The sequence below is a fragment of the Marinobacter sp. DSM 26671 genome (assembly GCF_900112835.1).
Classification (GTDB): domain Bacteria; phylum Pseudomonadota; class Gammaproteobacteria; order Pseudomonadales; family Oleiphilaceae; genus Marinobacter; species Marinobacter flavimaris.
Genome location: NZ_FONF01000002.1, coordinates 274,898 through 297,617 on the forward strand (window position 1 = coordinate 274,898; position 22,720 = coordinate 297,617).

A 22,720-nucleotide genomic window follows, 5' to 3' on the forward strand; every position below is an offset into this window, starting at 1 on the left:
GTAGTTGTTCATGAATCGTCTTCGCGCCCTGTATGACCGCCTGATTTTTCCGCATCCCTTTATTATCCTCGCGGCTTTTGCCCTGTTGCTGGCCCTCGCAGCCGTCAAGTTTGGCGAATTCCGCCTGGACGCTTCCGCCGAATCCCTGGTGCTGGAAAACGACCGCTCCCTGGAACAGTACCGCCAGGTAAACCGCCGCTTCACCACCTCCGACGATTTTCTGATCGTCACCTACACCCCCGAAGACGAACTGTTCTCTGAGGAAGGCCTGGCCAGGCTGGGCGCGTTGCGGGATGAGCTGCAAGGCCTGGAAGCCGTCGGCTCCACCAACAGCATCCTGAACGTACCCCTGCTCCACAGCCCGGATCTGACGCTGGATACCGTGGACAGCGAGATCAAGACCCTGGACGACCACGATGTAACGCCGGACACAGCCCGCCAGGCGCTTCTGAACAATCCGCTCTACCCCAACCTGCTAATCAGCGAAGACGGGCGAACCACTGCCATACAGGTCAACCTGCCAACGCCGGATCGCTATTTTGAGCTGCTGAGAAAGCGCAACGATCTGAGAGACAAGGCCGATGCCGGCAAAGCCTCCGAGGCCGAGTTGGCCGAACTGGAACAGGTAAAACAGGATTTCATCGACTTTACCGAAACCCTCGGGGTCGAGCGCGATGCCACCATCCGCACGGTTCGCTCCATTCTCGACACCTACCGCGACGGCGCGGACATCCACCTGGGCGGGGTGCCCATGATTGTGGCGGACATGATCCGCTTCATCGAAAACGACCTGTCGACCTTCGGGCTTGGCGTCCTGGCTTTTCTGCTGCTCACTTTGGCCATCATTTTCCGGCAATGGCGCTGGGTTCTGGTGCCGCTGTTGTGCTGCAGCTTTACCGTCTGGCTGATGATCGGCTTTCTGGGCTGGGCCCAGTGGCCGGTGACGGTTATCTCATCCAACTTTATTTCCCTGCTGCTGATCATGACCCTGTCGCTCACCATCCACCTGATCGTGCGCTACCGGGAATTCCAGCACGACGAGCCCGAGGCCAGCGCCAGAGACACCCTGCGCAACACCGTAATGGCGATGATCAAGCCCTGCTTCTATATGGCCATCACTACCATTGTCGCCTTCGGGTCCCTCACCTTTAGCGGCATTCGCCCGGTCATCGATTTCGGCTGGATGATGACCCTGGGCCTGACCGTGGCTTTTCTCATCACCTTTATTGTTTTCCCGGCCCTGCTCACCCTGTTGCCACCACCACTGGACAGCCGGGTTACCTCTGACAGGGTTCCCTTCACCGATGCCTTTGCGCGGTTCACGGAACACTTCGGCAAGACAGTGTTGGTCGGCTCCGGCCTGATTGCGGTGCTCTGCGTGGTCGGCCTGAACAAGCTGACGGTGGAAAACAGCTTTATCGACTATTTCAAATCGTCCACCGAAATCCATCAGGGCATGATCACCATCGACAACCGCCTGGGCGGTACCACGCCCCTGGACGTGGTTATCACCGACGATCCGCCACCGGAAGGCGCGAGCGGCGGCGACCCGTTTGCCAGTGACTGCGACCCGTTCGTGGAAGACTGCGGTGCCGGAGAGGAATACCGGGATACCTGGTACACCTACCAGAAAATGGAAGAACTGGAAGCGGTTCACAACTACCTGGACGGCCTACCGGAGACCGGCAAGGTGCTCTCAATCAACACCACGCTGGATATCCTCGCCCAAATCAACCAGGGCGAGCCTCTGGACGCCCTGGAACTGGCGTTTGTACCCGCTGCGGTTCCGGATGACCTGCAGGATACCCTGCTGACACCCTACATCTCCGAGGAGCACGACCAGGCCCGATTCAGCATCCGGATCCTGGAAACCATGCCGGAACTGCGTCGACAGGAGCTGTTGAACCGAATCCACGATCACCTGACCACGGAACTGGGCTACTCGGAAGATCAGGTGCTCTTTGCCGGCATGACCGTGATGTACAACAACATGCTGCAAAGCCTGTTCGATTCCCAGATCAAAACCATCGGCGTGGTCTTCGCGGCCATCATGGTGATGTTCCTGATCCTGTTCCGCTCCCTGAAACTGGCCCTGATCGGCATCGCCCCGAACCTCATCGCCGCCGGCTCAGTGCTCGGCCTGATGGGCTGGCTGGGCATTCCCCTGGATATGATGACCATCACCGTGGCGGCCATCACCGTCGGCATCGCCGTGGACGACACCATCCACTACATCCACCGGTTCAAAACCGAGTTCCATAAAGACGGCGACTACATTGCCACCATGCACCGCTGCCACCGAAGCATCGGCCAGGCCATGTTCTTCACGTCGCTGACCATCATCTCCGGGTTCTCGATACTGGTGCTGTCCAACTTCATCCCGACCATCTACTTCGGGTTGTTTACGGGGTTTGCCATGTTCATGGCTCTGGTTGGGGCGCTTACGCTGCTTCCTCGGCTCATTGTTCTCGTTAAGCCCTTTGGCTCGGGGGTGTAGGTTTGGGCTGGGCTCCTAGCCTTCTAGGTTAGGGGGTGGCTCGGCAGGTGTAGGCCTTTGCCAGAACCGCTACGAGCACATCCATGTGCGCTTGACGTCGGCCATCCTTGGCCGCCGACATTCTGGCAAAGGCCTACACCTGCCAAGCTTCAGAAATAGGAGTTATAGGAAGACACTCCGCACCCAATATCCCCGACAAGCAGTTGAGCAGTGAGCGATGACTGAATCGTTCGAAGAACAGGGGTGTGGCGCCCTCCCAAAAATGTCTGTGGCCAGGGATGGCCACAGACAAGCGCACATGGATGTGCTCGTAGCGGTTTTTGGGAGGGCGCCACACCCCTGTTCCTCCCCCAAAACCAGCAGGCTAGGGGCACAAAAAAAGGGCCACACCAAAAGATGCGGCCCTTCTCCAACCCAGCTAAAGGGAAAGCAGGATCACTGCATGCCCTGACCTTGCCCCTGCTGCATCTGTTGTTGCATCTGACGACGCTGCTGCATTTGCTGTTGCATCTGCTGCATACGCTTATCCAGCTCGTCGCGCTGCTCCTGGGTAAAAACGCTGTCGACCTTCGCCTGCATCAGAGTGGACAGAGCAGCGATCTCGCCGGTCACATCACCCAGTTCTTTGGCCTGCTCGCGGATAGCGGATTCATCAAAGTCTGATTTGATCTCACCCTGCATCTGCTGCTGCAGTGCACGGGCTTCCTGGCGGAGTTCGCCGATTTCGCCCTGCATCTCGTCGATGATGGCACGGATTTCAGTTTGCTGGTCATCGGTCAGCCCCACCATCTGTGCCAGTTGATCAACCTGATCCGGCTGGCCACCGGATTGCTGGGCCACGGCCGGAACCGAGAGGCTAAGGGCTACCAGGGCAGTACCGAACAGTTTTACAAGCTTCATAAACGTCTCCGTTAACAGGGTGGCCACAATCTGAATACCACCGACATACATTGGTTTCATCGTTCAGGGACTACACCCTAAAACATACGGATACGGTTTTTCACCCCGATCAGCCCTCTTTTTGTACATACTTCTCAGTATCCCGCGCCAAAAGCCGCCACACGCGCGGATTCAAACAAATGTGAAAGTTTGGTCATTCCCCTTCATAATGGCGCCGTTTAACCACATCCGGAGCAGACAAGATGGCCATTAACTGGTTTCCAGGGCATATGCACAAGGCCCGCAAGGAGATCAAAAAAGTCATGCCGCAGATGGATCTCATCATCGAAGTGGTTGACGCGCGTATTCCTTTCAGTAGCGAAAACCCGCTCGTGCCGGCCCTTCGTGGTGATACGCCACTGATCAAGGTATTGAACAAGCGCGACCTGGCGGATCCAGAAATTACCGAGCAGTGGTTAGCCTGGCTCGAGAAAGAACGTGGGGTACGCGCCATCACGCTTACCCACAACCAGCGCAATGAAGCACTGTCCATCCTCAAGCTGGCGGAAGAGATGACGCCCGGTCACGATCGCCAGAAGAGTGCATTGCGGGTGATGATCCTGGGCATTCCAAACGTCGGCAAGTCCACCCTGATCAACACACTGGCGGGACGACCAGCGGCCAAAACCGGGAACGAACCGGCAGTAACCAGGGCCCAGCAGGCTATCAAGTTGCCCAACAATATTCTGCTCTACGATACCCCTGGCTTCCTCTGGCCGAAACTGTCGCCCGAAGCCTGTGGTTACCGTCTGGCGGTTACCGGAGCGATTCGAAGCGCGGTGCTGGATTTTGAGGATGTGGCCATGTTCGAGGCCGAGTACCTGCTGGAAGCCTACCCGGACTTGGTCAGGACCCGCTACGGCTTCGCGGAACTACCGAAAGATGCCCTGGCGCTGATGGATGGCATTGCCGCGAAACGCCGATTTTTCGGGCGGGGCGGCGTTCCGGACCTGCACAAGGTCTCGGAGGTACTTCTCAACGAATTCCGGTCGGGCAAGCTGGGACGCATTTCCCTGGAAACCCCGGAAATGGTCGAACGCGAAGCCCGGGCCGCCGAGGAGGCGGCAGACTGAGCGCCTCCTGAGCTCCCCTTACCAAGGTCAAATATCGTATCCGGGCCAAAGCGCCTAGACTGTCAAATAATGTTATTGATCGCAGGATCGGCCATTTCGGCCGGTCGGTAAGGAGGAACTTATGAGACGCGTCGTCGTCACCGGCATGGGCATTGTGTCCTGCCTCGGAAACTCACTGGACGAGGTCACCCAGAGCCTGAAGGATGGAAAATCAGGCATCCGCTTCAACGAAACCTACAAGGAAATGGGCTTCCGGAGCCAGATTGCAGGCTCGGTGGATGTGGACACATCCGTTATCGACCGCAAAATCCGCCGGTTCATGGGTCCGTCCGCCATGTACAGTTTTCTGTCCATGGAGCAGGCCATCGCGCAGGCGGGGCTCACCGAAGACCTGATCTCCAACGACCGCACCGGCCTGATTGCCGGCTCCGGCGGCGCATCCTGCTCGAGCCAGGTAGAAGCCACCGACATCATGCGCGAGAAAGGCGTGAAGCGCATCGGGCCCTATATGGTCCCCCGCATCATGACCAGCACAGTGTCCGCCTGCCTCGCCACCGCCTACAAGATCCGTGGCGTGAACTACTCCATGTCTTCGGCCTGTGCCACCAGCGCCCACTGCATCGGCCACGCCATGGAGCAGATCCAGGCTGGCAAGCAGGACATCGTGTTCGCCGGCGGCGGTGAGGAAGAGGACTGGAGCTTGACCATGATGTTCGATGCCATGGGAGCGTTGTCCACCAAATACAACGATGCCCCTGAAACGGCTTCCCGCCCCTTCGATGCCGGCCGTGACGGTTTCGTGATTGCCGGCGGTGGCGGCATGATGGTGCTGGAAGAACTGGAACACGCGAAGAAACGCGGTGCCAACATCATTGCCGAGCTGACCGGCTACGGCGCCACCTCGGACGGCTATGACATGGTCGCGCCTTCCGGCGAAGGTGCCCAACGCTGCATGAAGCAGGCGATGGCCACTATCCGGGGCAAGATTGACTACATCAATGCCCACGGCACCAGCACACCGGTTGGCGACGTTGCCGAGATGGGCGCGGTGCGGGCCACCTTCGGTTCCGACATCCCGGCCATTTCCTCAACCAAATCACTCTCTGGTCATTCGCTCGGCGCTGCGGGTGTTCAGGAGGCCATCTACTCGCTGCTGATGCTGCAGAACGGGTTCATTGCCGGCACCAAGAACCTGAACAATCCGGACGAGAAAATCAGCGATATTCCTATTGTAGGCCCTGAAGGTCGGGAAGCCTCGCTGAACACCGTGATGTCCAACAGTTTCGGATTCGGCGGAACCAACGCGTCCCTGGTATTCGAGAAGCTCTGAAACCGCGATGCATAAGGGCCTGCGGGCCCTTATTTTTTAAAAATATATTCTAAGATCATCCAGCTTGATTATTGGCAAAGACGGCCATCCGTATTAAGGTACATAGTTGACATGGATCAAATCGGACGGATTATCACGTATGGCTCAAGCAATTCCGTTTCGTCAGGCATCTCCCCTCAAGGCGTCCTGCCACCAGTGCAGTCTGAGCAACCTGTGCCTGCCCCTGGCAATTGAAGAGAATGACCTCGACCGGCTGGAAGACATTGTCCAGCAGGGGCGGATCTTCAACCGTGGTGAACACATCTTCGACCAGAGCACGCCCTACCGCTCCTGTTTTGCGGTAAAAAGCGGCTCCATAAAGACGTCGATCATTACCGAGAATGGCGAGGAACAGGTGACGGGCTTTTTCATGCCCGGAGAGCTGGTAGGCCTGGACAGTATTGGCAGTGAACATTATGCGTGCACCGCCAAGGCTCTGGAACGGACCAGCGTGTGTGAGTTCCCGATGGAGAAACTGGAGGAGCTGACCGGCAAACTGCCCGAGTTGCAGCACCACATGTATCACCTGATGAGCCAGGAGATCCAGAACAGCCATCAACTGGCCATGCTGCTGAGCAAGAACACCGCTGAAGAGCGCATTGCTGCACTGCTCTTGTCGCTGTCCAGCCGATTCCAGCGCCGCCGTATGTCGCCGACCAACTTCAGTCTGCCCATGGCTCGGAACGACATCGCAAACTTCCTGGGCCTCGCCGTTGAAACGGTAAGCCGGGTATTCACGCGCTTTCAGAATCAGGGCATCATCAAGGCCCGGGGCCGGGAAGTCGAACTTCTGGATATCGAAGCCCTGCAAATGGTCAGCCGGGAATTCTCCCGCCAGTGCAATAACTGAGAAACTGCGTTTTGCCCGCCGTTGCTACTAGCCGGCGGGCTCACTCTCCACTTCCCTGCCGTTATTCTTTTTCAGCATCGTCAGCTCATCCACCAGGCCGGAGCGCCAGGGCATCTGCTTGATGCCGAAGGTATTGCGGATCTTGGTGCAGATCAGCGTGGTATTGACCGGCTCAAGGTGGCCCCACTCGGGCACCTCGTCCACCACCCGGATCCCTTCGGGAATCCCGGGCAGCCCGGCAATCGCCAGGCCCAGCTCGTACAGATTGATTTCCTCGGCACCGGCGTACTGATAGGTGCCCCAGACCTCGGCCCCGCAATCAAGTTGCAGAACCACAGCCTCGATTACCCGGGCCAGATCACGGACCGATACGGGTTGCCCCCGGCATCGTCCGGGTAGTGACAGTATTTCACCGGCAGCCGTACTGGCCTGCACCTTCCGGATGAACCGTGCCAGGCTCCAGCCGGTCCGCAGGATAATATGCCGAGGCAACAGGGTCCGCAGGGCCTGCTCGCACTCCCATTGCCAGTTACCCAGCTCATTCACCGGCTGCCCTGGATTGGAAGTGATGTACCCGCTTTGCTTCCGGCCATCGAACACGTAGCAGGAGGACAGCTGGAGCAGCGCCATACCACGATCACGTGCAAACTCGGCCATGGCCACTGGTAGCGAGAATGCCGCCATATGGACCCCCTCAGGATCATTCTCGGCGACCTCCGGATCGGCCATCCAGAGAGCATTTACGATCAGGTCGGTATCTTCGGGAATCCAGTTCTCCAGTGCATCAAGATCGGCGTTGGAGGGATCGCTGACAAGCAAAGGGCTGACGTGCAGGTGCGTTGCCCGCAAGCGCTCCAGCAAAACCTTCCCCAAAGGGCCGTAATCGTGAACAACAAGTACATGCACGAGGATTCAATGCCTCCCGATATCACTGATGTGACGTTATTTCGGAACCGGTTTGGCCAATGGCTTCTGGATTCCGGCGCCTACACTGATGCAGTCTGAATTTAATGCTTTGCTATTTCTTTCAAGAGCATACAACAACAGGAACTGTCATGCTGAAACAACAGAGCCACATTGTGGCGCCGATCCCTGATGAGTTGCGAACCCGGGCCCTGTATACCGTCGGCGAACTGCGCGAACGCGGCAAGGCCGACAAGGAAGCCATCGACAAGCTCTTCAACCTGATTGTGGACATGACCGAAGAAGGTCTGGACTTCTTTTTCCTGGAGCCGCTTCGCCGCCTGCATGCCAGCAGCATGATGATGGGCATGGCCAAAATGGGCATCAGCAGCATGCTCAAGGGCAGCAAGATGGTCGTGCACAAGGTGCTCAAAAAGCTGGACGACCGCAGCCTCGCTGCCATTCTCGACTTTATCGAGGAAATCATTCACGAACCGGAACCAGGTTGAAAAAGCGCGCCACAGCGCTACCGGTATTGCCGCGGTACCCGCCCGGTGATGCCGGTCATCAACTCGTAGGAGATAGTGCCGGCACAGGCGGCTACCTCATCGACCCCCACGGTGCGACCCCAGAGTTCAACGCTGTCACCCTCCTTCGCATCGGGTGCATTGGTGAGGTCCACCGCCAGCATGTCCATGGATACCCGGCCAATCAGTCTGATCCGCTGGCCGTTGATCGCCGCAGGCGTATTGGTGCCGGCATGCCGGGGGTAGCCATCACCGTAACCGATCGCGACCATGCCCATCCGGGTGTCCCGATCGGCAACCCAGCCAGCCCCATAGCCAACGGACTCGCCCGCCGGCACCAAGCGGGTGCTGATCAAGGGGGCCTCAAGCGACATTACCGGCTCCAGGCCAAGTTCGGGACCGGTCGTGCCCACCATTGGTGAGCCGCCATACAACATGATTCCGGGGCGGCTCCAGTCAAACATCGGCTGGCCCGGTCGAAAATGGGCGGCCGAATTGGCAACGCTCTTCATTAAATCCGGAAAAGAAGACGTGGCCTTTTCAAACACCGCAGTCTGCTGCGCCGTCATTGCGCTGTCGGGATCGTCGGCGCACGCAAAGTGCGTGACGAACCCCAGTAGCTCTGTATCAGCGCTCATGGCCTGTAACCGGCTCATTACCCCGGCCAGCTCGTCCGGATGAAAGCCGAGACGGTTCATACCGCTATTCACTTTCAGCCAGAAAGCGGGCCAATTCTCCAGGCGCTCCAGCCACGCCAGTTGCTGGAAACTGTGGAACACCGGCTCAAAGCCATTCCGGGCGCATTCATCGATATCGGCTTCAGCATGGACACCCTGCAGCAGGACGACCGGCTGTATCAGACCTGTTTCCCGAATGGCACGCGCCTCTTCCAGGCAAGCCACTGCGTATTTCGGCGCCAGGCTATCCAGCGCCGAAGCCACCGGCCCGATACCGTGGCCATAGCCATCGGCTTTCACCACGGCCATCACCCTGCCCCCGCCTGCCCGCCGCTGGGCAGTCTGGAAGTTCCGGCGCAAGGCGCCCAGATCAATCCGGGCAATCGTACTGCGGGGCATCAATACTCCCCGCCGTAGTCGCTGTAATCACCGTGGGCCAGATCTTCGAATTTCGTGTACTTGCCGATAAACGCAAGTCGGATGGTGCCAATGGGGCCGTTCCGCTGCTTACCAATAATGATCTCGGCAATGCCCTTGTCCGGGGTGTCCTCGTTGTAGACTTCATCCCGGTACACAAACATGATGACGTCGGCGTCCTGCTCGATGGCGCCGGATTCCCGCAAATCCGAGTTCACCGGGCGCTTGTTGGGCCGCTGCTCAAGGCTCCGGTTAAGCTGGGACAGGGCCACCACCGGGCAACTCAACTCTTTGGCGATACCCTTCAGTGACCGGGAAATTTCCGAGATCTCAGCGGTCCGACCCTCGGTGTTGCCGGGCACCCGCATAAGCTGCAGGTAGTCGACCATGATCAGGCCAATCTTGCCGTCGTTTTCCCGGGCAATACGGCGCGCCCGGGAACGCATCTCGGTAGGGCTCAGGCCCGGCGTATCGTCGATATAAAGCGGCTTGTCTTTCAGAAGGCTCACCGCCGAGGTCAGCCGGGGCCAGTCGTCTTCTTCCAGCTTGCCGCCGCGAACCTTGGTCTGGTCAATGCGCCCGAGCGACGAGAGCATACGCATGGCAAGGGCATCCGCCGGCATCTCCATACTGAACACCAGAACCGGCGTGCCGGTGCTGATCAGGGCATTCTCGACAATATTCATCGCAAAGGTCGTCTTACCCATGGAGGGGCGACCCGCCACGATGATCAGGTCCGAAGGCTGCATGCCCGAGGTCTGCTCATCCAGATCCTTGAAACCGGTGGTCAGGCCGGTGGTCTGCTCACCTGACTCAAACAGTTCCTCAATCCGGCTCAGGGTCTTGGCCAGAATGGGGTTGATGGCCTGCGGCCCGGAACCCTCCTTGACCCGCGCTTCGGCAATCTGGAAAACGCTGCGCTCAGCCTCATCCAGAATCTCATTGCTGTTTCGCCCGAGTGGATTAAAGGCCGAATCGGAAATCTTGCCGGACACCTCCACCAGCTGGCGCAGAATGGAGCGTTCCCGGACGATATCGGCGTAGGCACGGATGTTGGCTGCACCCGGGGTTTTCTCGGCCAATTCCGCCAGATAGGACAAACCACCGGCATCTTCGATATCACCGGCCCGCTCCAGGAATTCGGCGAGGGTGACCACATCCAGCGGCTCACTCTCACTGGCAAGGCGCTCCACAGCGCCAAAGATCAGCCGGTGGTCCTGTCGGTAAAAATCGGCGGCCGAAATCACCTCGGAGATCTCGTCAAACCGGCGATTGTCCAGCATCAGGCCGCCCAGGACTGCCTGCTCTGCTTCGACAGAATGAGGGGGAACCTTGATCCGGCTGGTTTCGAGATCGGTACTCGCGGGCTTCAGATTGGGCTTGGCCATGAACACATCTTCAGTTGCACATCATAACCACGACAGTTTAAGCGACCTGCCGAAGCAATGGGAGGGGGTTACAGGGTCTTAACAGCATACCAGAAAGCAACAGACCCGAAAGCCGCGAGATGCGGTTCGGGCCTGTCAGGTTGGCCGGCACCAGCCTCTAAAGAGGCAGTGGGGCCACCAGCGTATTACCAGAGCCGGGGCAACCCCAGCACCGTTTCCAGAGAAAACGGCTTACTCGGCAACAACCGCCAGCTTGACGCTTACTTCAACGTCGGAGTGCAGCTGAAGCTCAATCTCGTACTCGCCAGTCACCCGGATCGGGCCTTCCGGCAGACGAACTTCGCTCTTCTCTACTTCGGTACCACCGGCAGTGATCGCGTCAGCGATGTCGCGCACACCGATAGAACCGAACAGCTTGCCTTCTTCACCGGCCTTGGAGCTGATGGTGAAAGCGGCACCCTCGAGGGCCTCGGCGCGGGCCTGGGCAGCAGACAGCTTCTCAGCAGCTGCTTTCTCAAGCTCGGCACGACGCTCTTCGAACGCCTTCAGGTTTGCTTCAGTGGCAGGTACAGCCTTGCCATAAGGAAGCAGGAAATTACGACCGTAACCGGCCTTAACCTTTACCTTGTCACCCAGGGAGCCAAGGTTTGCAACTTTCTCGAGCAGAATAACTTCCATCTCGTTAACCTCTTCGTGCTTTATTCAGCCGGCCCGGCAGGGCTTATACGCCTCCGGATATCCAGCCAGCTATCCACAAAAGCCAGAACCACTAACAGAATCATCAGGCTTGGGCCCAAAAGGATCAGCGCTACATAAAACATCGCCAACCAGTTCCCACTGAGCTTTTTCAAACCAACAACGCCGTGTACCAGTGCCAGGCTGGCCAGGAACAGCGGTGTTCCCGCAGCCCAGGCAAGCAACATGGAATTCAGCCCGAGGATCGGACCAACCACCATGGTCACTGCACACAACACCGCAATCGGCGCCGACAGCCGCAGGCTATGGAATTCCTTGCGGAACCCACCGGGGTTATAAAGCCCCGCCTGCCAGGACCGCGCCAGCATGGTCATGCCCACACCCGTTGCCAGGTAGGTGCCGGCCATACTCGCGTTCATCGTGTCGCGGATAACCCTGTCGAGGTCATCGCCGAGACTCTGCGCGATTTCGGCATTGTACTGTTGGTAAAAGCTCACCCCGGCCTGGACCAGATCATCCAGCAAGCCCGGGTAGACCACAGGCAACATCAGGCCTGTGACGATTGCGAGAAAACTTCCCGCAAGCAGGGCTTTTTCCCAGGACTGCGTGGTTCTGATCAGCGACGCCATGAGCATCACCTGGAGCAATACAGCCAGAGCGGTCGGGTCCTGCCCGAAAATGCTCCAGCCAAGCGCCGGAAGTAATGCCCAGAGCCCGATATTGAGCCCCTGGCTGATGCCAAGCCTGAGAATAACCAGGCCGACAACGGCTGCGCCAATCCAGAACAACAAGGGCACTGCAGTCGTGACTGCTGCTACCCCGCCGGCCTGGAAGGGACCGCGCATTACATACTGTGCAAGTGCACGCATGGTCCCAAGTCCTGTGTTTCTGTTACTTAGTTATCGTGGCTGTCCGAGTACGGCAGCAGTGCCAGGTAGCGGGCACGCTTGATAGCGGTAGCCAGCTGACGCTGATAACGTGCTTTGGTGCCGGTGATGCGGCTGGGCACGATTTTGCCGGTTTCAGTGATGTAGCCTTTCAGGGTGTCCAGATCTTTGTAATCGATCTCCTTAACACCCTCTGCCGTGAAGCGGCAGAACTTACGACGTCTGAAAAAACGAGCCATAACTTAACTCCTCAACTCCGGTTAATTACTCTTCTTCGTCCTGGGTTTCAGCACGCTGACGTGGCTCGTCAGATTCGGCTGAACGACGCGGGCGATCATCGCCGCCACGACGGTCTTCACGGGACTCGGAAGCTTTCATCGGGGACAGGTCTGTATCCGCACCATCACGGCGCAGGATCATGTCGCGGATGATTGCATCGTTGAAACGGAAGTTGTGAGTCAGCTCGTCCATCGCGGCCTGTGAACATTCAACGTTCATCAGTACGTAGTGAGCCTTGTGAATCTTGTTGATCGGGTATGCCAGGTGACGACGGCCCCAATCTTCCAGGCGATGTACCTTGCCGCCATCTTCAGTGATGACGCCGGTATAACGCTCGATCATCGCGGGCACCTGCTCGCTCTGATCCGGATGTACCATAAAAACGATTTCGTAGTGACGCATGAGTTCTCCCTACGGTTTAAACAGCTTCCTTTTTACCGGCACGGCGTTGAACCCGCGACCGACAAACATGAAAGCAAGGAGTTGACAGCTGCTGCTGCCGGTTTCTTTTTGCTTTATCAATAAGGCTTTACAAGAAAGGCTTGATCAAAAGCTTGGCCCGGTATTGCCTGCAATCAGGCAATACAAAACCACCCCTTAAAAAAGGGGTCACGTATTCTAGGCGGGGAAGGCCCTGTGTGCAAGGGTTAACCAAGCCGCTGGCGCAGTGCTTCGTATAGGCAAACACCCGTAGCCACAGAGACGTTGAGGCTGTCTACGTGGCCGAGCATGGGGATATTGATCAGCTGATCGCAGTGCTCGCGGGTGAGCCGGCGCATACCCTTGCCTTCGGCGCCCATCACCAGCGCTACCGGCCCCTTGAAATCAGCCTGGTAAAGGGTGGCGTCCGCCTCACCGGCGGTGCCAATCAGCCAGACACCCTGATCCTGCAAACTGCGCAGAAAGCGGGCAAGGTTGGTGACCCGCACAAAGGGCACCGTCTCGGCAGCCCCACAGGCGACCTTTCGGGCAACCGGCGTCAGTGACGCAGACTTGTCCTTGGGCACGATAACCGCCTGAACACCAACAGCATCGGCGGTGCGCATACAGGCACCAAGATTGTGAGGATCGGTTACGCCATCAAGTACCAGCAGGAACGGCGGTTTGTCACTGGCGGCCAACTGGGCCAGCAGATCATCTTCGGTCCATTCCCGGCTTTCACTGACAGCCGCCACAACACCCTGATGTACACCGGACACCCGCTCATCAAGCTCCTTCCGGTGCACGACCTTCCATTTCACCCCAAGGCTGTCCAGGGTATCGGTAATGCTCTTGACCCGCTTATCCTGCCGGCCGGTCTGGATCCAGACCTGCTGAAGACGCTCAGGCTCGCGCTTGAGGACAGCCTCAACCGCGTGCCAGCCAAACACAAACTCTCCGGACACTGGTTTTGATTCCTGTTACTTGCCTGATTTTCGCGGCTTGGCTTTCTTGTCGTCTTTGCCAGCGCCACTGCCCTTCTTGCCTTTTTTCAGGGCAAGTTTCGCAGCCTTTGCAACCAGCTCATCTCTGGCAGATGGCGTTTCATTATCATCGAAGGCCTCAGGCCCCTTTTTCTTCGATGACGCCGACGCCGGGCGTTTCCTCGGGCGCTTCAGGCCAGGCTCGCCGGATGATGCACCCTTCTGGCCAGGCTTGGCTCTGCCGGGCGGCTTGCCACCTTTGCCGGGGCCGCGCTTGCCCTTTCCTCGCTCGCCTTTATCTGGAACCTTGAGCGCGTCGCGATCTGCCTGTCGATGCACGGGCTCGCTGATCAGCTCCAGGTCGATCTTGCGATCTTCCATTCCAACCCGAACGACTTTCACACGGACCTCATCACCAAGCCGGAAGCTCATTGCCGTGCGCTCACCGATGAGGCGATGCTTGGCTGAATCGTGATGGAAGAAGTCACCGCTGAGCGTCGACACATGCACCAGCCCCTCTATGTAGACGCCAGAAAGCTCCACAAAGAAACCGAAGGGCACAACGGACGCAATGACACCGTCGTACTCCTCACCGACATGATCACTGAGGTACTCACACTTCAGCCAGGCCATGACGTCACGGGTGGCATCATCGGCACGGCGCTCTGCCATCGAGGTGTGCTCACCCAACTGCTCCATCCGGGCCATATCGTAAGGATATTCGGCAAGCTCGGGATCCGGCTTCGGTGGCGGAACCACATCCTTGGAAGGCTGCCCGCCGTGAATAACCGACTTGATGGCCCGGTGATTAATGAGGTCCGGATAACGCCGGATCGGCGACGTAAAGTGGGCATAGCCTGCATAGCCAAGGCCAAAATGGCCACCCTCTTCCGGACTGTAGACGGCCTGGCTGAGCGAACGCAGCATAACCGTTTGGATCACATTGGCATCCGAGCGATCCTTGATACTGTTCAGCAGCTCCTGATAGTCCGCAGACGTGGGGCTATCGCCACCCCCCAATTGCAGACCCAGCTCACCCAGGAACAGCCGCACTGCATTAAGTCGCTCTTCTGACGGGCCATCATGGACCCGGTAGAGTGCCGGCAGTTTGTGTTTTTTCAGGAATCGCGCTGTGGCAACGTTCGCACACAGCATGCATTCCTCGATGATCTTGTGGGCGTCATTGCGCTGCACCGGAACGATCTCTTCTATCTTCCGATCGGCGTCAAACACAATCTTGGTTTCGGTAGTTTCGAAGTCAATTGCACCACGCTCGGTACGGGCCTTACGCAACAACTGGTAGAGGCCATAAAGATTGTGCAACTGCGGGAGCACGTTGGCGTATTGCTCACACAGCTTGTAGCCCTGTTCGGTGTCCGGGTGCTCCAGCATGGTGCTTACCTTGTTATAGGTAAGCCGAGCATGACTGAACATGACCGCTTGATAAAAACTGTAGCTGCTGATATTGCCAGCGGCGCTGATGGTCATATCGGCCACCATGCAGAGGCGGTCGACCCCCGGGTTCAGCGAACACAGGCCGTTGGACAGCTTTTCCGGCAGCATTGGCACAACGTGATCCGGGAAATAAACCGACGTACTGCGGTTTACCGCCTCTTCGTCCAATGGTGTACCTGGACGGACGTAGTGGGAAACATCGGCAATTGCAACCAACAGACGATAGCCACCACGGGCCCTTGGCTCGCAATACACGGCATCATCAAAATCCCGTGCCGTCTCGTCGTCGATCGTTACCAGCCTGAGATTGCGGATATCCTTCCGGTTGACCTTGTCTTTTTCTGTGACTTCTTCCGGAATTGCGGCTGTTTGCTCGCCCACGGCGGGCGGCCAGCTATGGGGAATGTCGTAGGAACGAATGGCAACGTCAATCTCCATTCCCGGCGCCATATGCTCTCCCAGCACCTCAACAACCTTGCCCAATGGCTGGGTGCGTACGGTAGGCTGACGAACAATATCCACCACCACGTACTGGCCATGACGGGCGTTGCCGCAATTTTCCTGGGGAATGAGTACCTCATGGTTGATCCGCGCATTTTCCGGAACCACGAAGCTGATACCGCTCTCCTGGAAAAAACGCCCTACTGTCTGGCTGGTCCGGTATTCAAGAACCTCGACAATCACACCCTCACGTCGACCGCGGTCATCCACCCGATCTACCCGGGCAGCCACTCGATCACCGTGAAACACCTGACGCATCTGGCGGGCTGTAAGAAACAGGTCGGAGCCGCCATCGTCCGGCACCAGAAACCCGAAGCCATCCTTGTGTCCGATCACGCGACCGGTAACCAGATCCGCTTCTTCAATGGGCAGGTAGGCGCCACGGCGATTGCAGATCAGTTGTCCATCCCGGCACATGGCGATCAAACGCCGCCGAAGGGCTTCAATACCCTCTTCCGAAGACTGACCAAGCTCGGAACACAATGTTTCATGTGTTGCGGGAGCCCCGCGATCCTTGAGATGCGAGAGGATAAATTCCCGGCTTTGAATAGGATTATCGTATTTTTGGGCCTCACGGCTGGCGTGAGGATCCCGGTCGTTTTTCTTCCTGGAAACCATTCGGATCCTTGTCCTGAGGCTGCACCAACGCGGCACAGTATAGATTCGTTTGCAACGAGTATAACGTTGGGATGGAGGTCCTGCCTATCAACCTGCCCGGAATAGGCATAAATACCTGCCATTCTTTTTGCGAAAAAATGTTTGACAGCCCAGGCCGGAATTATTAAAGTACGCGCCATCGGTTGAGGCACACACCTCAACGTTGGCAGAAACGTTTAGTTTTCAACAAGCTAAGGTTCTGCAAATCACCTGCCGAGGTGGTGAAATTGGTAGACACGCTAGCTTCAGGTGCTAGTGGGGGCAACCCCGTGGAGGTTCAAGTCCTCTCCTCGGCACCATTTCCTCCCTCAGGAAGTGGTAAATTGGCCAAACGGCCACATGTAAATTCCCTTTGAAGCACAGCCAACTCCTGTAACTCCCTTGCACGCGCTCCCTGCAGCCAGAAAAGAATCCGGCTCAATAGTACTTATTCCAGCAGTTCAACCAGATACTCAGACAAACGCTGGTAGCTATACTCCACCCGCGCATACGCGGAGCTGGGAATGCCCTCGAACTCGCGGCCACAGTCACCGCCCGCACTGTATCGTGTCAGGTAGGCATCACGAATAAGATTCGGTTGTTCAGCAACGAAGCCCGGCCCGCCTGCTGTCGGGTAATTCATCACCCACTCGAAACTGCCATCCCCGTTTACCCTGTCTAGCCCAAGACGATCGGGATCAAGGAATCCGTATCGTAGCAGTCGAAGATCCGGTTGCTCCGGGCCAGAAAACTCCCTGCGGTCGAATTCCAGGACGGTATCGGTAAAACCCTCGGGCTGAGGGTCGTAGCCCGAAAACTGGTAAGGCTGAACGCCAGTGACAACCTGATTCGCGCCCACGGCATCCTCTTGCGGGGTACAGTTACTGATGCCGACCGCAAACGTAACGGCCTCCACCTCACTGCCCTGCTCTGAAAGCCGATAACCCGGAAATACAGAAGACGAATTCGCCATGTCCGGAACCAGCGTGCGGGTCTTGCCGGTGCCATACTCTGCAACCAGCTCGGCCAGCTCACCACTGTCCTTTGTCCAGCTGTAGGTTACCTCGGCGTTACCGCCGAGTTCAGTCGAGCCTGCTGAAATCCCGCGATACTGATGGCAGGTGGTACTGGTTTCGAAATAGGCACGGCGGTTGTCCCAGTCGAAAATCAGACGTTCATCCGTTCCGTCTTCATCGAAATTCAAGCGGCTCTGCTCCGACAGTGCGGCAGAGGGTAGCCACTGGGTGTGCAGGTTCGCCATATAACCATTTACACCAATCAGGCGCGCCAACTCCGGCATGGACGGTGACAGACAGCCATTCGCCGAGACGGATAGCAGACGCCCGCTCTCACTGTAATCGAAGGCCAGCTCGGCGGAGATCTGCAGGCCTGAACGATTGGCAGGCAGGATGTCCTGGTTGGAAGGCTCGGCGTATACCTTCTGGCCGGTGAGCAGCACGGGATCGCTCAATTCCACATCCACTTCGGGCAGGGTCAGGGCGTCGGCATCGACATTGGCAAAGTCACCCTGAGCAGCAGTATCGACCACCGCAATAACGTCCGCGGCATTCTGAATCAGAGAAACGCCCAGCAGAAACGCCGCTTCCCTGCTCAGGAATCGCTCCGTGCCGTCACTGTTCTCTGCTGCCAGCAGGTCGTTGTAGGCCTCGGGGATCTGACTGGCCATGAATCTTGCCAATGCCCTGGCGTAGGCGTGTGAGCGGTCGTCCTGGGCGAGAATGTAATCCCGCACCAGATTCAGGTCCGCCAGGCTGGCAGCAACGCCAGATGGCGTTTCCAGGAACGAACCCAGCCCGACAACGCCCCGGTAACGGGCCAGTGTTGTCAGTGGCGTGATATTGCGAACACCGGGAGGCGCCGACATCAGATAGGCGCTGGCCACCGGCACCTCGCCGTTGCGTGTTTCCTCGAGGGTTTTACCCGGCAGGGCGACTGCATGTAACGGATAGTCCCTGGGATCCAGGTCCCGGCCCACGGAAGGGGGTAGAACCAACTCCGAGATGTCGATTGTGAAACGGCCACCGGTACCGCTCATTGCCGTGGGCTCACCGGAGGCAAGGGTGGCTTCTGCCCCGTTATCCAGTTCGATGACCAGGGGCCCCGGCGTAAACTGGCTGTCGCCATCCATATCCAGCCAGACCCGGGCGTTGTTCAGGTATCCGTCGATAACCTTGCCGGTATAGGGCGCCGGCTCACTGTACTCCACACCATCAAAATCCCGCCCGTCCACGGGCAGTTCATCGGATTCCTCGCCGCAACCGGCCAGAGCGAGGTAGAGAACAGACACAGAGAAACCTATCAGGCGTTTCATCGCGGCAACCGTTTATCCTTGTTAGAGGTTGTGCCGCTACTTTAGGGGATGTGGTGATCGGAGACCTTGATAGGTTTGGCAATTTGTAAAGTTTGGTAACCAGACGGGACACTCTTCACGACGAACAGCTGTAATGGGAAAACCCGCCGAGATCGAACAGCTCGAAAGGCTTCAGACGGTTGTAGCGATGCTCAACCCCATCCGATTGCTCGTCATAGGGTTGATTCAATACTTTTTGCAGTTCCCTCAGTGGCAGATAATCACCGTCAGCAGCTTGCTGATAAGCCGGAACCACGAACCACTCGCGCATGGTGTATTTTGGGTTCACGAGTTTCATGTCCCGGGAGAGCTCCTCCTGGAGCCGGGAACCGTTGCCCGCTCCGTCGATTCCAATCTGGCATTTCCACTTGGCAAGCCATTCGGACCACCGCTTGAGAAGCCCTTCCGAATCAGTTCCACCTGCTTCATCCAGTGACCTGTAAAAGCTCTGCTTTAGTGGCTCAATATCGTCGGGTACCGAGGACAGCTCACGAAAGAAGATGGTGTAATCCACCGGGGTGCGGGTCATCAGCATCACCAGCTCCCGGAAGAGTTCGGCGTCAAAACCTTTCAGCCCCAGTTTCGCTGACCACATCCGTTCCATTTCCGCCTGCATCACCTCCGAAAAACCCTTCTGAATCTCATCGAGCTGAGCCAGTTCCTCTTCATGGCCATTGAGCAGTGGACGGAGGGCCGAGCAGAAACTCTTGAAGTTCTGCTCAGCGGCCGCCGGTTGATTAAGGAAGGCAAAGTGTTGTCCGCCACCGGTCCACGGTTGATAAAACGGCTCAAACACTTCGCAGAAGCCGAAAGGCCCGTAGTCCAGTGTGAAGCCGCCAGCGGCGCAGTTGTCGCTGTTGAAATTGCCCTGGCAATAGCCGACTCGGATCCAGTTTGCGACCAGCGAGGCAAGGCGGCCGCGGAACGCCTGTGCAAGCATGACGACTTTTGTGGGAGTTGCGACCGTCTGGTCAATGACCCCGCTGTACTCCCGATCAATCAGGTGCAGCACCAGCTGTTCGAGCTCTTCGATCGCTCGAGGGTGCTCTTGTTTTCTGGCCCTGCGACCAAAGAGTTCAAGCTGGCCAACCCGGATGAAGGAAGGCGCAACGCGGGTGGAAATGGCAACCGGCTCCGAAACGAGCTGGTCGGGATCCCGGGAATGTGAGCCCTCGGAGTACCAGGGACGTCGCACCCGCTCCGTTTTCGAGACATAGAGGCTCAGTGATCGCGAGGTTGGCACACCCAGGGCGTGCATGTGCTCTTGCGCCAGGAATTCACGAACGCTGGAACGCAGAACGGCGCGGCCATCGCCACCGCGACAATACGGGGTCTGCCCGCCACCCTTGAGCTGCACTTCCCAGCGCCGACCGTTGAAAACGGCTTCGAGTACCGAAATGGCACGACCGTCGCCGTAGCCGTTGCCGGTCTGAAACGGGCACTGTTGGGTGTATTCGTTGCCGTAGATGGAAAGCGCGTAGCCAGAGGCCCAGCCAACTTTTCGCATCGGCTCCGGTACAAACGAGAGGTCGCCGGAGAACATCCGGATAAAGTCATCGGACAGGGCCAGGCTGTCGGCGAAGCCCAGTTCGCGGAACAAATCCTCACTGTGGGCAACGTATTCAGGGGTTTCGATGGCCGTGGGCCTGACCGGCACATAATGCCCCGAAAAGACCTGCCTTGGCCGATGGTCAACACCATCAGACGTGGCGTCAGGATCAGGGGTAAGATGATCCATCAGGGAATAATCGGCCATCGGTGCAAGTTCTTCGAGGTTGGTCACCTCGAAACCGGTTTCTCGCGACAACGGCTGTTTCATCTGTGCCTCTCCTGATCAAAGGAAACGGGCAGTGCCAGCACTGCCCTCACTTGCCCTTATGACCAGCCCCCGTGGCGAGGGTTCAGAATGAACGGGCAACGATTTCCTTCATGATTTCATTGGTGCCGGCGTAGATCCGCTGCACCCTTGAGTCCGCCCAGGCCCGTGCGATCGGGTATTCCCACATGTAGCCGTAGCCGCCGTGAAGTTGAACACACTCATCCATCACTTTGCACTGCAGGTCTGTGGTGAGCTGCTTCAGCATCGCCGCGGTGGGGATGTCGAGCTTCTTGTCCAGATGCAGCTCCAGGCACCGATCAGTGAACACCCGGGCAGCGGTAATTTCCGCCTTCATTTCCGCCATCTTGAAGCGGGTATTCTGAAACGCAATCACCGGCTTGCCGAAGGCGTTGCGCTCCTTGACGTAATCCAGGGTCCACTGCCAGGCGGCTTCGGCTGCGGCAACAGCACCCAGGGCCACCTGAAGGCGCTCGGCCGCCAGCTCCTGCATCAGCTGGAAAAAGCCCTGGCCTTCGCCCGGGCCGATCAGATTCTTCTCAGGTACTTTCACATCCTGGAAGAACAGCTCGGAGGTGTCCTGGGCCTTCATGCCCACCTTGTTCAGGTTCTGTCCCTTCTCGAAACCTTCCCACGCGGTTTCCACCATGAACAGGCTGATGCCTTTGGCGCCTTCCTTGGGGTCGGTCTTGGCAACAACAATAACCACGTCAGCAAGCTGGCCGTTGGTGATGAAGGTCTTGGAACCCTTCAGCACGTAATGATCGCCGTTTTTCACCGCCGTCGTTTTCACGCCCTGCAGGTCCGAGCCGGCACCCGGCTCTGTCATGGCAATGGCGCCAATCATTTCGCCGCTGGCCAGTTTGGGCAGATAATGATTTTTCAGCTCATCGGAGCCGTAGTTGAGCACGTAAGGTGCAACAATGTCAGAGTGCAGGCCCCAGCCTATGCCCGTCAAGCCGGCCCTGGCTACCTCTTCGATCAACACCGCACTGTACCGGAAATCCGCACCAACACCGCCGAACTCTTCCGGCAGGCATGGGCAAAGGAAGCCCAGCTCACCGGCTTTCTGCCAGAGCTCGCGGCTAACCTGGCCGTCTTTCTCCCACTGATCATGGTAAGGCGTTGCCTCTTGCTCCAGGAACTTGCGGACAGAATCGCGAAAGCCTTCAAGGTCGGCGTCGAAGAGAGTGCGTGGAATCATGGTGAACCTCGGTGAATAACCTGTGTTGTGATTGTCGTTCACCAAGTCTCTGCCCGGAGCCCGGTTTGCTCAATGATGAAAAGCATCAATCGGGCTGGCCAAAACCATCGCTCAGAGCAGCCTCAGCCCTTGCGCTTGTCCTCGGCCCGGGCTTCGCCCCATCGGGGCATCAGGTCCTGGGGCAGGTTCAGATGATCAAGGATCCGGGCAACAATAAAATCCACCAGATCCTCAAGCGACTGGGGCTTGTGGTAGAAGCCGGGACTCGCCGGCATGATGACAGCACCCATCCGGGTCAGTTTCAGCATATTCTCCAGATGCACCTCGGAGAAAGGTGCCTCCCTGGGGACCAGAATGAGCGTACGACGCTCTTTCAGCGCAACATCTCCGGCCCGCTCAATCAGGTTGTTACTGGCACCGGTCGCCAGGGCCGAGAGCGTTCCGGTACTACAGGGGCAGACCACCAGTGGCGCTTTCTCCCCGGAGCCGGAAGCCGGCGGTGCAAACCAGTCTTCCCGACCAAACACCAGAACCTGCCCCGGTTCAGCGCCCGAGTAGGCAGACAATGTTTCCTGCATCGCCGGCGGCGTTCCCGGCAGTTTCAGATCGGTTTCCGTGGCGATCACCACCTGCGCAGCCCGGCTGACCATCACATTCACCCGGCAGCCTGCTGAGACCAGGCACTGCAACAGGCGCAGGCCATACTGGGCACCGGACGCGCCAGTGAAGGCCAGGTTAACGGTCGTTGGCCGGTTATGGTCGTTGGTCATGAATATCGCCACTTGTCAGTCAGGGGGAGTCGCCGGTTGCG

Annotated in this window: 19 protein-coding genes and 1 tRNA gene; 6 read left to right on the forward strand and 14 right to left on the reverse strand. The window is 57.9% G+C overall.

The genetic code is table 11. From position 1 onward, the window contains the following. Positions 1-10: 10 nt before the first annotated feature. Positions 11-2,497, forward strand: a complete 2,487-nt coding sequence (locus tag BM035_RS03400; protein WP_092030316.1) for an efflux RND transporter permease subunit — start codon at positions 11-13, stop codon at positions 2,495-2,497. Positions 2,498-2,932: 435 nt separating this feature from the next. Here BM035_RS03400 and BM035_RS03405 read toward each other — a convergent pair whose 3' ends face one another. Continuing rightward, the gene (locus BM035_RS03405) at positions 2,933-3,397 is read right to left on the reverse strand and encodes a Spy/CpxP family protein refolding chaperone (RefSeq protein ID WP_227497878.1); all 465 of its coding nucleotides are present in this window, start codon (positions 3,395-3,397) and stop codon (positions 2,933-2,935) included. Between the two features lie 242 nt (positions 3,398-3,639). Between BM035_RS03405 and ylqF the strand changes: the two genes are divergently transcribed. The 3 genes from ylqF to fnr all read left to right on the forward strand — a co-directional run bounded on the left by ylqF (position 3,640) and on the right by fnr (position 6,728). Then, positions 3,640-4,509: a ribosome biogenesis GTPase YlqF gene (gene ylqF, locus BM035_RS03410; RefSeq protein WP_092030318.1), complete on the forward strand. Its 870-nt coding sequence runs from the start codon at positions 3,640-3,642 to the stop codon at positions 4,507-4,509. Between the two features lie 121 nt (positions 4,510-4,630). Then, positions 4,631-5,839: a beta-ketoacyl-ACP synthase I gene (fabB, locus tag BM035_RS03415; RefSeq protein WP_092030319.1), complete on the forward strand. Its 1,209-nt coding sequence runs from the start codon at positions 4,631-4,633 to the stop codon at positions 5,837-5,839. A 139-nt stretch (positions 5,840-5,978) separates the two neighbouring features. Beyond that, positions 5,979-6,728, forward strand: coding sequence for a fumarate/nitrate reduction transcriptional regulator Fnr (fnr, locus tag BM035_RS03420; RefSeq protein ID WP_014576153.1), 750 nt, complete (start codon positions 5,979-5,981; stop codon positions 6,726-6,728). Between the two features lie 27 nt (positions 6,729-6,755). Here fnr and BM035_RS03425 read toward each other — a convergent pair whose 3' ends face one another. Beyond that, positions 6,756-7,634 carry an SDR family oxidoreductase gene (locus BM035_RS03425; RefSeq protein ID WP_008176370.1) on the reverse strand — a complete coding sequence of 293 codons (879 nt, stop codon included), beginning with the start codon at positions 7,632-7,634 and terminating at the stop codon, positions 6,756-6,758. 149 nt (positions 7,635-7,783) lie between these two features. Between BM035_RS03425 and BM035_RS03430 the strand changes: the two genes are divergently transcribed. Next, on the forward strand, positions 7,784-8,140 hold the full coding sequence (locus BM035_RS03430; RefSeq protein WP_053114594.1) for a hypothetical protein: 357 nt from the start codon (positions 7,784-7,786) through the stop codon (positions 8,138-8,140). Between the two features lie 17 nt (positions 8,141-8,157). Here the strand turns inward: BM035_RS03430 and alr are convergent, their stop codons facing one another. The 8 genes from alr to rnr form a co-directional block, all read right to left on the reverse strand. Further along, on the reverse strand, positions 8,158-9,234 hold the full coding sequence (alr, locus tag BM035_RS03435) for an alanine racemase (protein ID WP_092030321.1): 1,077 nt from the start codon (positions 9,232-9,234) through the stop codon (positions 8,158-8,160). Continuing rightward, a complete protein-coding gene (gene dnaB / locus BM035_RS03440) occupies positions 9,234-10,640 on the reverse strand; it encodes a replicative DNA helicase (protein WP_041644976.1) in 1,407 nt (468 codons plus the stop codon). The genes alr and dnaB overlap by 1 nt, the downstream gene beginning before the upstream one ends. A 231-nt stretch (positions 10,641-10,871) precedes the next feature. Then, positions 10,872-11,318 (reverse strand): 50S ribosomal protein L9, encoded by a 447-nt coding sequence (rplI, locus tag BM035_RS03445; protein WP_008176379.1) that lies wholly within the window; start codon positions 11,316-11,318, stop codon positions 10,872-10,874. A 20-nt stretch (positions 11,319-11,338) separates the two neighbouring features. Continuing rightward, positions 11,339-12,205 (reverse strand): hypothetical protein, encoded by an 867-nt coding sequence (locus BM035_RS03450; protein ID WP_008176381.1) that lies wholly within the window; start codon positions 12,203-12,205, stop codon positions 11,339-11,341. Between the two features lie 26 nt (positions 12,206-12,231). After that, positions 12,232-12,462, reverse strand: coding sequence for a 30S ribosomal protein S18 (gene rpsR, locus BM035_RS03455; RefSeq protein WP_007154918.1), 231 nt, complete (start codon positions 12,460-12,462; stop codon positions 12,232-12,234). A gap of 25 nt (positions 12,463-12,487) precedes the next feature. Then, positions 12,488-12,904 carry a 30S ribosomal protein S6 gene (gene rpsF / locus BM035_RS03460; RefSeq protein ID WP_008176389.1) on the reverse strand — a complete coding sequence of 139 codons (417 nt, stop codon included), beginning with the start codon at positions 12,902-12,904 and terminating at the stop codon, positions 12,488-12,490. Positions 12,905-13,149: 245 nt separating this feature from the next. After that, positions 13,150-13,887 (reverse strand): 23S rRNA (guanosine(2251)-2'-O)-methyltransferase RlmB, encoded by a 738-nt coding sequence (gene rlmB / locus BM035_RS03465; RefSeq protein ID WP_053114591.1) that lies wholly within the window; start codon positions 13,885-13,887, stop codon positions 13,150-13,152. Positions 13,888-13,902: 15 nt separating this feature from the next. After that, positions 13,903-16,479, reverse strand: coding sequence for a ribonuclease R (gene rnr / locus BM035_RS03470; RefSeq protein WP_092030323.1), 2,577 nt, complete (start codon positions 16,477-16,479; stop codon positions 13,903-13,905). A gap of 251 nt (positions 16,480-16,730) precedes the next feature. On the opposite strand from rnr, the gene BM035_RS03475 reads away from it, so the two are divergent. Then, positions 16,731-16,817, forward strand: a tRNA-Leu gene (locus BM035_RS03475). A gap of 128 nt (positions 16,818-16,945) precedes the next feature. On the opposite strand, the gene BM035_RS03480 is transcribed toward BM035_RS03475, so the two are convergent. From BM035_RS03480 to BM035_RS03495, 4 genes are all read right to left on the reverse strand, one after another. Continuing rightward, positions 16,946-18,829: a hypothetical protein gene (locus tag BM035_RS03480; protein ID WP_092030324.1), complete on the reverse strand. Its 1,884-nt coding sequence runs from the start codon at positions 18,827-18,829 to the stop codon at positions 16,946-16,948. A gap of 115 nt (positions 18,830-18,944) precedes the next feature. Further along, positions 18,945-20,687: a protein adenylyltransferase SelO gene (locus BM035_RS03485; protein WP_092030326.1), complete on the reverse strand. Its 1,743-nt coding sequence runs from the start codon at positions 20,685-20,687 to the stop codon at positions 18,945-18,947. Between the two features lie 82 nt (positions 20,688-20,769). Continuing rightward, positions 20,770-21,909: an acyl-CoA dehydrogenase family protein gene (locus tag BM035_RS03490; protein ID WP_092030328.1), complete on the reverse strand. Its 1,140-nt coding sequence runs from the start codon at positions 21,907-21,909 to the stop codon at positions 20,770-20,772. A 122-nt stretch (positions 21,910-22,031) separates the two neighbouring features. Next, positions 22,032-22,679 carry a flavin prenyltransferase UbiX gene (locus tag BM035_RS03495; RefSeq protein WP_014576138.1) on the reverse strand — a complete coding sequence of 216 codons (648 nt, stop codon included), beginning with the start codon at positions 22,677-22,679 and terminating at the stop codon, positions 22,032-22,034. Positions 22,680-22,720 lie beyond the last annotated feature (41 nt).

Excerpts from the sequence above, each read along its gene's own strand:
- BM035_RS03430 (WP_053114594.1), top strand. The coding sequence starts at position 7,784 with ATGCTGAAACAACAGAGCCACATTGTGGCGCCGATCCCTGATGAGTTG.
- dnaB (WP_041644976.1), bottom strand. The coding sequence starts at position 10,640 with ATGGCCAAGCCCAATCTGAAGCCCGCGAGTACCGATCTCGAAACCAGC.
- alr (WP_092030321.1), bottom strand. The coding sequence starts at position 9,234 with ATGCCCCGCAGTACGATTGCCCGGATTGATCTGGGCGCCTTGCGCCGG.
- ylqF (WP_092030318.1), top strand. The coding sequence starts at position 3,640 with ATGGCCATTAACTGGTTTCCAGGGCATATGCACAAGGCCCGCAAGGAG.
- BM035_RS03405 (WP_227497878.1), bottom strand. The coding sequence starts at position 3,397 with ATGAAGCTTGTAAAACTGTTCGGTACTGCCCTGGTAGCCCTTAGCCTC.
- fnr (WP_014576153.1), top strand. The coding sequence starts at position 5,979 with ATGGCTCAAGCAATTCCGTTTCGTCAGGCATCTCCCCTCAAGGCGTCC.
- BM035_RS03450 (WP_008176381.1), bottom strand. The coding sequence starts at position 12,205 with ATGCGTGCACTTGCACAGTATGTAATGCGCGGTCCCTTCCAGGCCGGC.
- rplI (WP_008176379.1), bottom strand. The coding sequence starts at position 11,318 with ATGGAAGTTATTCTGCTCGAGAAAGTTGCAAACCTTGGCTCCCTGGGT.
- BM035_RS03495 (WP_014576138.1), bottom strand. The coding sequence starts at position 22,679 with ATGACCAACGACCATAACCGGCCAACGACCGTTAACCTGGCCTTCACT.
- BM035_RS03400 (WP_092030316.1), top strand. The coding sequence starts at position 11 with ATGAATCGTCTTCGCGCCCTGTATGACCGCCTGATTTTTCCGCATCCC.
- fabB (WP_092030319.1), top strand. The coding sequence starts at position 4,631 with ATGAGACGCGTCGTCGTCACCGGCATGGGCATTGTGTCCTGCCTCGGA.
- rpsF (WP_008176389.1), bottom strand. The coding sequence starts at position 12,904 with ATGCGTCACTACGAAATCGTTTTTATGGTACATCCGGATCAGAGCGAG.
- BM035_RS03480 (WP_092030324.1), bottom strand. The coding sequence starts at position 18,829 with ATGAAACGCCTGATAGGTTTCTCTGTGTCTGTTCTCTACCTCGCTCTG.
- BM035_RS03485 (WP_092030326.1), bottom strand. The coding sequence starts at position 20,687 with ATGAAACAGCCGTTGTCGCGAGAAACCGGTTTCGAGGTGACCAACCTC.
- rnr (WP_092030323.1), bottom strand. The coding sequence starts at position 16,479 with ATGGTTTCCAGGAAGAAAAACGACCGGGATCCTCACGCCAGCCGTGAG.
- BM035_RS03490 (WP_092030328.1), bottom strand. The coding sequence starts at position 21,909 with ATGATTCCACGCACTCTCTTCGACGCCGACCTTGAAGGCTTTCGCGAT.
- rpsR (WP_007154918.1), bottom strand. The coding sequence starts at position 12,462 with ATGGCTCGTTTTTTCAGACGTCGTAAGTTCTGCCGCTTCACGGCAGAG.